Raw genomic sequence first — 12676 nt, 5'->3', positions numbered from 1 at the left:
TTCGTATGCATTGAAAAGTAAGTCATCACCACTGATTTGAGGTAAGAAGCTGTATTCCATAATCTTTCTCCAATTGGGCAAATTCCTCTTCTGTCTCCTCTTCAAATCCTGGAATCGAACTCATACAATCTGTCAAAATATGAATATGATTAAGCTGATTTGTGCCTTCTTTTAAATGGTCGACGATTTGTTTAACAGATTCAATGACACAATGGGATTTTGCTTGTCCAGCAATAATTACGTTGTCATAGCCTTTTATCTGTTCAATAACGTCTCTTCTTACTAAATCCCTTTCACTATATTCAGGTTGAATGATTCCATACATTTCACTGAGCGGATCCTCTCCCTTTACAACCGTCTTCAGCTCGTAATCTCGCAATAAAGAATGGAGATAAGCCATTCTTGTAAACTGTCCTTCTAATGAAATGCCGTAGGAGCCTTGTATACAATGGTATGGCCAAATGCATAACTGTTTTTTACTTCTTTCCTCAAGCTTTTGAACATAGGTTTTACTTTCCTGTTCAAAAAAGCGCGGTTTCCATTTACTAGCTTTGATATCTGCCCACTCTATAATCGTTAATGGCTCTGGTTCATTTCCTTCCGCATCCTCCCACCAGCACGGATGAAAAATTTGCTGGGGCTTATGGGTATCAATCGAAGCCATCACATGAGTAATGTCTTCAAAGTGGTTATACATAAAATGAAGTAATCGTTCCATATCCTGTTTTGCACCTGGAACTCCTAATGCTCCTGAATCCATAAAATCATTTTGAACATCAATGGCTAATAAGAGTGATTTTTCTTTATCTGCCCCGGATTTTTGTATCGATTGATTTGGCTGTGCTAAAAAATCTCCTAGTGGTTGATTAATAGGTTCTCCTATTTTATCTACATCAACGATATGTTCAAATTCCCGAAGTTTCATAACCATTCCTCCTATTTTATTAATTTTTTGAAACGTCTTCTCCTCCACTAAAGCAAATCAATCAAACGTTTGATTAAATAGACTACTTACCTAGTGTGGCCGCTCATCCCAGGGTTCTATTTGACCTACAACGGTTTGAAGACGGCGATGATGTATAGAATCCTTCACTCCCTCTGAGATTTCCTGGTGAGTAAGCCAGCGGGAATGACCTTTATAAGCTTTAAAGCCTAGATAAATTTCATGATAGACACAATTACTAGGTCGTATAAGAGTTTCATTCTCATAATAACGGGTATGCGATTTTACATGGAAGAATTCAAACGGCTCGTTTTGATACTGATTTTGTAATTCTAATATGGCTGGAATGACCTCTGGTGCGGAAGAATGAACCCATGCCACTACCAAATTATATGGACCGTGCGTTTCCACAGCTTCCTTTAATGCCTGTTTTAATTCCTTTGTTTGATGGTAATCGACTAATAGGGCGGAAATATTATGGGAATGTTCGATTTGTTCCATTAATTGATGATATCTTTCTTTTCTTCGCCCTATTACCGAAACAAAATAACCTTTTTTATTCAACCATATCGTGACGTCTGAGAGCATACCAGTTCCACCAATAACCAGTGCATGTCCGGATTCCATTATAGTCCCTCCCATTCATCCTATTATTCCTATATTAGCCATTTATCGCCAAAACCCTCTTTTCGATCTAAGCAGGATGATTGAATTTTATCTAATGAAGGGGAAAAATAATCTTAAACCAATTTATAAAGGAATGTTTGTTATGTCTATAAAATTAAGTGTATTAGATCAATCACCATTACTTCCTGGTGCAACAGCCCGTGATGCGCTAATACAAACTACAGAACTTGCCCAATGGACAGATAAACTGGGCTACCATCGTTTTTGGGTATCGGAACATCATAGTACGAAAACCCTTGCAGGCTCTGCACCTGAAATTCTCATCACTCATTTAGCTGCCAATACGAAAAATATTCGTGTCGGAACAGGTGGGGTTCTCCTGCCACACTACAGTGCTTATAAGGTTGCAGAAGTTTTTCGCGTTTTAGAATCGTTATATCCCAATCGAATAGATTTAGGAGTTGGACGGGCTCCAGGTGGAATGCCTGGTGTGAACTATGCATTAAATAAAGGAAAATACCCTAATGTTCAAGAATATCCTAAACAAGTGATGGAATTAATGAATTATGTACGTGGGGAAAAACATCCTACTTATCAGGTGTCTGCAACACCTCTTGGTGAAACAGCACCCCCTATTTGGATGCTGGGATCCAGTACCAGAAGTGCTTCCCTTGCTGCAGAACTAGGGACTTCCTATACCTTCGCTCAATTTATCAATGGTGAGGGTGGAATAAATGCCATGAAAGATTACTATAATCACTTTAAGCCATCCGAACAGCAGAAGGTACCTCAAGGAAATGTAGCCATTTTTGTAGTCTGTGCAAAAACGGAAAAAGAAGCTGAATATTTAGCGAGCACGCTTGATCTTCAATTGTTACGCATAGAGAATGGCGATTTTCGTCATGGTTATCCAGACCCAGAAGAAGCTGTTGATTATCCTTATACATCATTTGAATTAGAAAGGGTACGTCAAAATCGCCAGCGAATGATTGTAGGCAATCCACAGCAAGTAAAAGAACAACTTGAAACGTTAGCCCAAACTTATGGTGTTGACGAAGTGATTGTCAATACGATTGCCACTTCTAAAGAAAAGCGTTTTGAATCTTATCAACTCATTATGGATGCTTTTAAAACGAAATAAAAAGGGGGGAGTGAATGTGCTTGCTTTTGATCACCTCGTTGTATTCTCAAAATCGATTGAAAAAGAGGTCCAGGATTTTACCAATCAGTATGACCTAATCTTCAGTAAAGGTGGAAATCACGAACCATGGGGAACCTATAATCATGTAGCCTTTATGAGTAATAATAGCTATATTGAGTGGCTTGGAATCAATGATAGTAACAAAGCAAAGGCGTCTGATAATCCACTTATTCAGCACGCAGCTTTCGCCAATGACCAAAACCATGAAGGACCTATTCAGTTTGCATTACGTACCCAGCAAATGGATAACCTCATTCACCATTATCAGAAAAATGGAGTTTCTTATAAAGGACCCTTCCCCGGTAGTCGTAAAAAGCCGGATGGAACTACACTCAGCTGGCGGATGCTTTTTCCTGAATATGAAGCTGGTCAAAACGTAAAGCCTTTTTTAATTGAATGGGAGAAAGAAGGGAATCACCCCCCGAATCAGGACATGGTTAATTCCGTCCCTTTTACAGCCATCCAAATAGGGGTCTCCTCTATAAATCAGGAGGTGGAGGCATTTACAAACATTTATAAGCTTCCAGAACCTGAATTCAGTCAAAACGATTATGGTCAAACCATTGCTGAATGGCCATTAGAAAATGGTGACCTTCAACTGGTAAAAGGGAATCATCTAAATGCGAGGTTTGGTCACATGATCTATTCCAGCTAGTCCACTTATCCGCTTCCCATCCATTTAAGGAGGACTCTTTACACTGGATTAACAGAATTTTTCGGCATATCAATCGACTGTGTTATGAATTATGCTAAACTATTAATAATTCCATAGGGATGGAGGACGTAAATTGAAACAAAAGATATTTCCGCTTCAATCGATTAATGTAGGAAAGGTTGAAACCCTACAATATGGAGAAAAAACATTAAAAACGGCTATGCGTAAACAACCTATAACAGGGCCAGCTTACATAAACAAGGTGGGATTTGTTGCGGATCAGCAGGAGTTTAAAAAACATGGCGGAACCGAAAAAGCCCTTTGCTTATATCCATCCGAGCATTATTCTTACTGGCGCGACATTTTACAGGGGATTGAGGTACATACTTCCCTTTTTGGAGAAAATTTAAGCTCTATTGGGATAACAGAAGACAATACTCATATTGGAGATATCTTTAAATTTGGAGAGACGGTTATTCAAGTTACTGAACCACGTACACCTTGTCATAAAATTGCGACCCGCTATAATGTTCCGGACCTGGAACGAAAAATGAGGGATAAAGGGAATACAGGATTTTTACTCCGCGTATTAGAAGAAGGCTATGTAAATCCAGATGATACCTTACAATTAATCGAAACAGATGCCCATGAAGTACCTGTATCCTTTGTGAATCATGTGAAGTTTTTTGATCCGAAAAATCCGGCTAAAATTGAAAAGATATTAGCTGTAGATGGACTGTCTAAAACATTACGAAGGTCTTTAGAGAAACGTATAGCCAACTAAATATTGTCACGAGGAGGAGCAACATGAGTCATACTTATTCAGAAGTTTGGGACCTGGAATCCATTTTTCCAGGTGGAAGTCATTCCACGGAGTTTCAACATCATTTAGATCAACTAAGAAGCCAGACAGCTGATTTTTCCAGAAAACTAGAGGATTTTCAAACCCCCAAAAAAGCTGATGATGTTGGTATGGTAGCTGAGTTAATAAACCAGGCAAAAAATATCAAGATGAATGTAACGCAGGCTGGAGGATTTGTAAGCTGTCTGGAAGCCCAGGATATGACCGACAAACAAGCCAACGTCCTTAGGAGTAGAATGACGCATTTAATTGCTGAGTTTTCAACAGCTTTTAATACCTTGCAGCAAAAACTGGCGAAAACAAATGATTCGGTTTGGAACGACCTCATTCAGCATCCTAAGCTACAGGAATTAACCTTTATTTTGAATGAATGGCGCAGGAAAGCAAAGGAGAAGCTTTCTGAAACCGAAGAGGCACTCATAGAATCTTTGGCTGTAGATGATATCATGGCTGGGGACAGATGTATGATACCATTGTAGGATCCATGACGATTCCCATTACAATAGATGGTAAGACAGAGGAATTATCCGTTGGGCAGGCCAACAATCTCTCTACACATGGAAATCCTGAGATCCGAAAAGAAGTATTTGATCGATTAGAAGAAGCCTGGAGTGAAAAAGAAGAGCTCTTTGCTAAAACCTTAAACCATCTGGCCGGGTTCCGACTTCATGTATATGAAAAACGAGGCTGGGATGACTTTCTTAAAGAACCACTGGAATATAACCGTATGCAAAAATCAACACTTCAAGCGATGTGGAATGCCATTTCCAAGCATAAAAAGCCATTTGTAGATTATTTAAATAAAAAGGCTCATTTATTAGGTAAAGATAAACTGGATTGGTACGATTTGAATGCCCCCCTATCGAATGATGACGAGACACTATCTTTTCAAGAAGGTGCTCAGTTTATCCTAAAACATTTCCATTCATTTAGCCCGAAAATGGCACAATTTGCAGAAAAGGCTTTTGAAGAAGCCTGGATTGAGGCTGAGGATCGCCCAGGCAAACGTCCTGGTGGTTTCTGTACCTCTTTCCCATTAAGTGGACAGTCCCGAATTTTTATGACTTATAATGGCTCGATGTCCAATGTGGCAACATTAGCTCATGAATTAGGGCATGCTTTTCATAGTTATACATTACAGTCCATGCATCCATTAAACCGCAACTATGCCATGAATGTAGCTGAAACAGCATCAACCTTTGCTGAATCCATTGTTTCAGATGCGTCAGTAAATGAAGCAAAGACAGCTGAACAGAGAAAATCACTTCTGGAAGCCAAGCTTCAAAGAAGTGTTGCGATGTTTATGAACATTCATGCTCGTTTCTTATTTGAATCAAGATTTTATGAAGAACGAAAACAAGGGATCGTACCAGCTTCACGGTTAAATGAGTTAATGGTGGAAGCTCAACGGGAAGCTTATGCAGGAGCTATCAACGAAGTACATCCTAGATTCTGGGCATCCAAGCTTCACTTTTATATTACGGATGTACCTTTTTATAATTTCCCATACACCTTTGGCTATCTATTCTCCTTAAGTATTTACGCGAAGGCCCGGGAAGAGGGCGCCAGCTACGAGGAAAAATATATGGCTTTGCTGCGTGATACAGCGATTATGCCTGTTGAAGAGCTGGTGATGAAGCATTTAGGTGAGGATATCACGGAAGAATCCTTCTGGGAGAAAGGGATTCAGCTTTGTATTAAGGATGTTGAGGCGTTTATAGAACTGGCCAATTAAAATGAACACAGGGTAACCTCTGATGTTTACATTTTTGGTTGATGGTGTTATTGAAGTTTATTCAAGAATGTATTAAGCGGGATGGAGATCTCCTCTTCATGATATTGTCATCTACTCGAAGCTTTCCAGTGATTGGACGCAGGATAAAAAAGCCTAAATGACATATACATCATTTAGGCTTTTTAAGATATTCAAAATCTCTTTTCATAATAATAGAAAGGCGCTTCCCTGCCGTCGTTTATCCGTTCCTCCACAAAATGATAGCCTGCCTTCTCAAACAGTTTTACTGCCCCTTGATTTTTGGAATAAGTATCTGTCCGTATGGTATGTATTCCTTTAGCTAATGCCATTTCCTCTGCCTTTTGATAAAACGTTAAGCCAATACCTTTTTTTCGTTCCAAAGGATTTACAGCGAGTCGCTTTATACAAAGATAAGGGGAGTCAAAAGACCACGCTACCTCGTCATACTCATGGTGCCCCTGATGACTAATACAGGCCACTCCCTGAACTCCTGTTTGATCTTCATATACATATAATTGACCGGCTTCTATATCATTTTCATAATGCTTGGCTAATGGATAGTCCTTACCCCATTGTTCATTTCTTTCTTCCTGCATAATTGCAACTGACGCCTGGATTAGATTCATAATGGTGGGAATATCAGAATGCCTGGCTTCTCGAATCATATATATCCTCCCTAGGTGTATAAATTAATGAAAGATTATCCAACATTATACAGGATTTAAAAAAAGCTGTCTCTAATTCCTGTCTTTAATTGACTAGTCATTATCCATATGAATATAATACAATCAAACCATCATTTAATGGAAGGTTATGAAATCTTTGAAAACAATAGATGTTCATTAGTAGATTCACAAAATTCAGTTTCTCATAGATGATCATTTAGTGTTTACCCACTTCATGGAGGTGAAACATCATGCCTAAGAACGATAATAAAGACATATATCGTATTGAAGGACTAACCTGAGCTAATTGTGCCGTAAAGTTCGAAGAGAACGTGAAGCACCTGGATGGTGTTGAAGATGCAATAGTAAATTTCGGAGCTGCAAAAATCGCGGTTTATGGAAAAACAACAACGAAAGATTTGGAGAAAGCAGGGGCCTTTGAAAATTTAAAAATAAAACCTGAGAATAATAGAGACAAACAAGATGAAGAAAAGGAATCCTTCTGGCAAAAATACAGTTTTTTAATGATAGCAATCCTATTAATCTTAATCGGTTATCTATCTAAAGAAGAAGTGGGCGAAAAGCACTTTTATACATTAATTGCCTTCGTAGGTGCCATTCTAATCAGCGGCTATCCCTTACTAAAAACTGGCTATAAAAATTTATTCCGCCTTGAATTTGATATGAAAACCTTAATGGCCATTGCTGTTACAGGGGCAGTCATTATCGGAGAATGGGGTGAAGGTGCAATTGTCGTCATTTTGTTTGCTATTAGTGAGAAACTTGAAGCCTTTTCTATGGATAAAGCCCGTTATTCCATTCGATCACTGATGGACTTAGCACCAAACCGGGCAATCGTCCGTCGTCATGGCCAGGAGATGGAACTAGCTGTAGAAGACATTCAAGTTGACGACATTTTATTGGTAAAACCTGGACAAAAAATTGCGATAGATGGAATCGTTACACGGGGGAACTCAACAGTAAACCAAGCTGCCATAACAGGAGAATCGGTGCCTGTCACCAAACAGCAAAGTGACGAAGTATTTGCTGGGACTTTAAATGAAGAAGGTTTTCTAGAGGTGAACGTCACCACAACTTCCGAAGATACAACATTATCCAAAATTATACATCTTGTAGAAGAAGCCCAGTCTGAAAAGGCACCAGCTCAAGCATTTATTGATAAATTTGCTAAGTTTTATACACCAGTAATAATGGCTATTGCCTTATTAGTAGCTGTTGTCCCACCACTGTTTGGAGCTTCCTGGAGCGACTGGATTTATCAAGGACTTGCTGTGTTAGTTGTGGGCTGTCCTTGTGCACTTGTGGTATCCACTCCTGTTGCCATTGTCACAGCAATCGGAACCGGGGCACGAAACGGCGTCTTAATTAAGGGGGGCATTTATTTAGAAGAAATCGGTGCTTTAAATGCCATTGCTTTTGATAAAACGGGAACCCTTACCATCGGGACACCTAAAGTGACCGATGTAAACTGGTTAACAGAAGCTAATCACAATCAGCATTTAGCTAATATCCGTGCCTTAGAATCCCATTCCCAACACCCACTTGGAAAAGCGCTTGTTAGCTATACAGAAGATATGGAAGTGACTAGTGAGATAGATATTTCTGACTTCACTTCTATTACAGGCAAAGGCATCAAGGGCCAAATCAATGGGAAAGCCTATTGGATGGGAAATACTGAATTAGCCTATGATAGAGCTCAAAAGGGATTATCTGAGTCGGCGAAACAACAAATCCGCGACCTGCAAAATAGTGGAAAAACCGTCATGCTTTATGGAGATGAGATTGAGGTTATTGCTGTATTTGCGGTAAGAGATGAACCAAGAGAGGAAAGTCAGAACATCCTGAATCAAGTTCATAGTCTGGGTGTTCCAAATACCGTCATGCTAACAGGGGATCATAAAGAAACTGCTCAAGCTATTGCAAAAGAAATCGGGGTCAAACATGTAAAGGCCCAATTACTACCTCAGAAAAAATTACATTTTATCAAAGACTATCAAAAGAAATATGGAAAAGTTGGCATGGTCGGAGATGGCATTAATGATGCACCTGCACTGGCTACTGCTGATGCGGGAATAGCGATGGGCGGCGCGGGGACAGACACCGCTCTCGAAACAGCAGATCTTGCTTTAATGGGAGACGACCTGTCAAAGCTTCCATTCACTATTCGTTTAAGTAAAAAAGCTTTATCCATTATTAAGCAAAATATCACCTTTGCCATCGGTATTAAAATATTAGCATTACTGCTGGTTATTCCGGGATGGTTAACCCTGTGGATTGCGATTTTCGCTGATATGGGAGCCACATTACTTGTAACCTTGAACGCATTAAGACTTCTCCGTGTGTAGAAAAATAGAAGGTTAGTGATTATTTTATAGAGGTGAGATGTTTTGAAGAATAAATTTATTCCTATTATAAGCTTTATTATTCTTATCACCGTAATCACAGGATGCCGTTCCGAAGTCAAGAAAAAAATCGAAGAGGGAAACTATGAGGGTATATGGACGACTAGTGATGAAGAATCCCAAGATATACGTAAAAAATTAAAATCACAGAATATCCACTATTTGTTCGAGAAAAAAAATAATAAGAGCTATCTTTATGTAGAACCAGAGAACTTTGATCAGCTCATACACATAATGGGATGGGATAGTACTACAAGGATTGTATTGGTAGCGGGAAAGCGGGTAATAGACGGAAATCACCAGCTACTAATAGCCAATAATGTTTTAAATCAGGAAAAAGTAAAAAATTTAAATTTTGATCAGGCATTATCATTCTCAAAGGAACATGGAGGAGGAACATTATTTACGGTTTCAAAGGATACTTATGAAAATGTTCGCCCTGGTTCTAAGATTGAGGTAACGTATAATCGAAGGAAACCAAATGAAGATTATGAAACCTATTTATTTACCGCTAAAAGTGTAGAAATAAAGGTTAAATAACTTATAGAGCTGTCTTTTAATAAGACAGCTCAGCTCTTTAACTTGGATCATTTTCATCCCATGATACAGTTGTTACATTCGTATAGTCGCCTTCTTCCACTTCCTTTTTAGTGGCTTCTTCTTTAAGTTCATCTTCCGTATCCATACCTGGTGCAATCGTTGGTTCTTCCTTCTTTCGCTTTTCTTTTCGCATGTACATCACTCCTTTTTTAGCAGAAGACTTTGTTAAACATGGGTGTTGATTTTAAGCTCCAACTAACTTGGTAAACCATCAACAATAAGCTTTAACACAGCCTAACAGAAATGAACTTCTAAAGCTCCTCTTTTTTATATTACCTTTTCTGTTTTAAAATATTATATACGTAAGAGTAAAAAACCTTCAGCAGGACTCCTTATCCGCTGAAGGTTAATTGAACCTATTAGAATTTACTTGCAAATGACTCTGGTGTTTCAACAGGGAATTGATTCAAACGTATATTTCTAGAAAAAAGAACAGGTTTTATTTTGTGACTTTTGGGATGTGTTTTTTGATGGCCTCAAGCAGTCTTTCCATTTCCTCAGGCTTTCCTATAGTAATCCTTACATAATGCTGAATTCTGGGCTTCTTAAAGTAGCGAATATAAATTTTTTGTTCTTTTAATTGGTTATAAAGCTCTTCTGCATCAACTTGGGAGTGAGAAACCAGCAGAAAATTGGCTTTAGACTCCACGACTTCAAACCCTAGGTTATCCAACGATTTAGCGGTCTGCTCACGCGTCTCAATAATTTTGGCACGTATCTCCTCAAAATAATCCCCATCTTCAAATGCCGCCTTAGCACCGGCAATGGCCAGACGATCAATCGTATAGGAATTAAAGGAATTTTTTATTCGATTTAGTCCTTCTATTAATTGCTTATCTCCTATTGCGTAACCAACACGCAGTCCAGCAAGAGATCTTGACTTCGACAAAGTTTGAATGACGAGCAGATTTTCATACTGATTTACAAGCTGCACTGCGGTGTCGCTGCCAAAATCAATATAGGCCTCATCAATGATGACGACCTTTTCTGGATTTTGATGTACAATGCTTTCTACTTCGAGCAAGGACAATGCACGACCAGTCGGTGCATTAGGATTTGGAAAAATCACACCGCCTTCAGCATGATAAAACTCCTCAATGGGTAAGGAAAAGTCTTCCCGTACCGGAACAACCTTATAATCGACATTAAATAGCTTGGCATATACAGGATAAAAGCTGTACGTAATGTCCGGAAATCGTATCGCTTCCCCCGGTTCAAAAAAGGCCATAAATGAAAAAGCGAGTACTTCATCAGAGCCATTTCCTATGAAAACCTGGTCCTGATGAACTTTATATGTCTTGGCGATGGTTTGCCTCAATTCCTGTAAAGTAGGCGTCGGATATAACCTCAAGGTTTCATTGGCAGCCCGCTGTATGGCTTTTTGCACTTCAGGTGATGGCGGATAGGGATTCTCATTGGTATTTAGTTTTATGACTTTGGTCTCATTAGGCTGCTCTCCGGGAACATAAGGTTCTGTCTGTTTCAGGCGACTGCTAAAAAATTTACTCATAGAGCTCACTCTTGGGTTCCCTTTTTGGTTCATATTCACGTTCCTTATGACGATTTGTCAGTTCCCGTTTAATATCTACAATTGAAATCCCCTGTTCCACCATTAGCACAATGGAGTGATAAATCAAATCGGAAAATTCATTAATCAGTTCTTTTTGATTCCGATTCTTTGCTCCAATAATGACTTCTGTTGTTTCTTCGCCTACCTTCTTTAAAATTTTATCCTGGCCTTTACGAAATAAGTAATGGGTATAAGAGCCTTCAACAGGATTTTCCTTGCGATTTTGTATGTACTGATACAAATAATCGACAATTTCACGATCTCCCTGGTCTTCTGTTTCAGTACCGGCTATGTCAACCTCATTAAAAAAGCAGCTTTCTGCCCCTGTGTGACAGGAATTTCCCATTGGCTCCACTTCAGCCAGTATAGAATCACCATCACAATCGTAGCTCAATCGTTTTACGATTTGCTTATTTCCAGATGTTTCTCCTTTATTCCACAACTTTTGACGGCTTCGGCTGTAAAACCATGTCGTATTCGTTTCAATCGTTTTTTGTAAAGATTCTTTATTCATGTATGCGAGCATTAACACTTTGCCGGTATTTACATTTTGCACAATAGCTGGAATAAGCCCCTTTTCATCAAAGGTTAATTCTTCTATGGAGAAATTCATGATATCCGCCTCACTTCTACATCGTTTGCTGCTAAATAATCTTTTAATTCCTTCACTTTTATTTCCTCAAAATGGAATACAGAAGCAGCCAGAGCAGCATCTGCCTTTCCTTCTGTTAGAACCTCCAGAAAGTGCTCCTGATTACCAGCACCACCTGAAGCTACAACTGGAATATTTACCTGTTCAGAAATAGCTTTTGTTATAGCTAAACTAAATCCGGTTTTTACTCCATCGGTATCCATGACATTTAAAACAATTTCACCTGCACCGAGCCTTTCTCCGTCTTTTGCCCATTCTAATACGTCCTTCTCTGTATTTACACGTCCTCCATTTAAATAAACGGTCCACCAGCCCTGTTCATTTTGCTTCGCATCAATGGATAAAACGACACACTGGCTTCCAAACTTTTGCGCCGCTTCCTGAATAATTTGCGGATTTTTTACTGCAGCACTATTGACCGAAACTTTATCCGCACCCGCTTTTAATACCTTGCGAAAGTCTTCTACAGAACGAATGCCTCCACCGACTGTGAATGGGATATGAACTTGCTCCGCTGTCTGCTCGACAACATCGATAAAAATGTCCCGAGCTTCATTTGAGGCCGTAATATCATAAAAAACCAGCTCGTCAGCGCCCTGCTCACTATAAGTCTTGGCTAAAGAAACTGGATCATCAACATCTTTTATATTTTGAAATTTTTGCCCTTTAACCACTCTGCCATTACGGACGTCCAGACATGGAATAATTCGCTTTGCAAGCAT

12 protein-coding genes and 1 pseudogene are annotated in these 12676 nt (G+C 39.2%); 6 read left to right on the top strand and 7 right to left on the bottom strand.

The annotated features are described in order from the left end of the window. Nucleotides 1–25 precede the first annotated feature (25 nt). Together BMX63_RS04610 and BMX63_RS04605 are read right to left on the bottom strand one after the other, a co-directional pair. Nucleotides 26–925 (bottom strand): cysteine hydrolase family protein, encoded by a 900-nt coding sequence (locus BMX63_RS04610; RefSeq protein ID WP_093132428.1) that lies wholly within the window; start codon nucleotides 923–925, stop codon nucleotides 26–28. Nucleotides 926–1015: 90 nt separating this feature from the next. Continuing rightward, a complete protein-coding gene (locus BMX63_RS04605) occupies nucleotides 1016–1570 on the bottom strand; it encodes a Rossmann-fold NAD(P)-binding domain-containing protein (protein WP_177167180.1) in 555 nt (184 codons plus the stop codon). 142 nt (nucleotides 1571–1712) lie between these two features. Between BMX63_RS04605 and BMX63_RS04600 the strand changes: the two genes are divergently transcribed. From BMX63_RS04600 to BMX63_RS04585, 4 genes and pseudogenes are all read left to right on the top strand, one after another. Then, a complete protein-coding gene (locus tag BMX63_RS04600) occupies nucleotides 1713–2711 on the top strand; it encodes an LLM class flavin-dependent oxidoreductase (protein WP_093132516.1) in 999 nt (332 codons plus the stop codon). A 16-nt stretch (nucleotides 2712–2727) separates the two neighbouring features. Then, nucleotides 2728–3426 (top strand): VOC family protein, encoded by a 699-nt coding sequence (locus tag BMX63_RS04595; protein ID WP_177167179.1) that lies wholly within the window; start codon nucleotides 2728–2730, stop codon nucleotides 3424–3426. A 133-nt stretch (nucleotides 3427–3559) separates the two neighbouring features. Then, nucleotides 3560–4210 carry an MOSC domain-containing protein gene (locus BMX63_RS04590; protein ID WP_093132422.1) on the top strand — a complete coding sequence of 217 codons (651 nt, stop codon included), beginning with the start codon at nucleotides 3560–3562 and terminating at the stop codon, nucleotides 4208–4210. A 23-nt stretch (nucleotides 4211–4233) separates the two neighbouring features. Then, nucleotides 4234–6023 (top strand): annotated as a pseudogene (locus BMX63_RS04585) (M3 family oligoendopeptidase). 191 nt (nucleotides 6024–6214) lie between these two features. Here BMX63_RS04585 and BMX63_RS04580 read toward each other — a convergent pair. Then, nucleotides 6215–6709 carry a GNAT family N-acetyltransferase gene (locus tag BMX63_RS04580; RefSeq protein ID WP_093132420.1) on the bottom strand — a complete coding sequence of 165 codons (495 nt, stop codon included), beginning with the start codon at nucleotides 6707–6709 and terminating at the stop codon, nucleotides 6215–6217. 251 nt (nucleotides 6710–6960) lie between these two features. On the opposite strand from BMX63_RS04580, the gene BMX63_RS04575 reads away from it, so the two are divergent. Together BMX63_RS04575 and BMX63_RS04570 are read left to right on the top strand one after the other, a co-directional pair. Continuing rightward, nucleotides 6961–9075, top strand: coding sequence for a heavy metal translocating P-type ATPase (locus BMX63_RS04575; RefSeq protein WP_093132418.1), 2115 nt, complete (start codon nucleotides 6961–6963; stop codon nucleotides 9073–9075). 42 nt (nucleotides 9076–9117) lie between these two features. Next, nucleotides 9118–9672, top strand: coding sequence for a hypothetical protein (locus BMX63_RS04570; protein WP_093132416.1), 555 nt, complete (start codon nucleotides 9118–9120; stop codon nucleotides 9670–9672). Between the two features lie 37 nt (nucleotides 9673–9709). Here the strand turns inward: BMX63_RS04570 and BMX63_RS17920 are convergent, their stop codons facing one another. The 4 genes from BMX63_RS17920 to hisF all read right to left on the bottom strand — a co-directional run bounded on the left by BMX63_RS17920 (nucleotide 9710) and on the right by hisF (nucleotide 12676). Further along, the gene (locus BMX63_RS17920) at nucleotides 9710–9865 is read right to left on the bottom strand and encodes a hypothetical protein (protein ID WP_177167178.1); all 156 of its coding nucleotides are present in this window, start codon (nucleotides 9863–9865) and stop codon (nucleotides 9710–9712) included. Between the two features lie 306 nt (nucleotides 9866–10171). Next, complete coding sequence (gene hisC, locus BMX63_RS04565; RefSeq protein WP_093132414.1) at nucleotides 10172–11242, bottom strand: histidinol-phosphate transaminase; 1071 nt, start codon at nucleotides 11240–11242, stop codon at nucleotides 10172–10174. Further along, a complete protein-coding gene (hisIE, locus tag BMX63_RS04560) occupies nucleotides 11235–11915 on the bottom strand; it encodes a bifunctional phosphoribosyl-AMP cyclohydrolase/phosphoribosyl-ATP diphosphatase HisIE (RefSeq protein ID WP_093132412.1) in 681 nt (226 codons plus the stop codon). The genes hisC and hisIE overlap by 8 nt, the downstream gene beginning before the upstream one ends. Continuing rightward, a complete protein-coding gene (gene hisF, locus BMX63_RS04555) occupies nucleotides 11912–12676 on the bottom strand; it encodes an imidazole glycerol phosphate synthase subunit HisF (RefSeq protein ID WP_093132410.1) in 765 nt (254 codons plus the stop codon). Before hisF ends, hisIE begins: the two co-directional genes overlap by 4 nt.

The organism is Salinibacillus kushneri, from assembly GCF_900111405.1.
GTDB lineage: Bacteria > Bacillota > Bacilli > Bacillales > Alkalibacillaceae > Salinibacillus > Salinibacillus kushneri.
The sequence above is the reverse complement of the archived record's forward strand: the minus strand, read 5'-3'. Positions and strand labels throughout refer to the sequence as shown.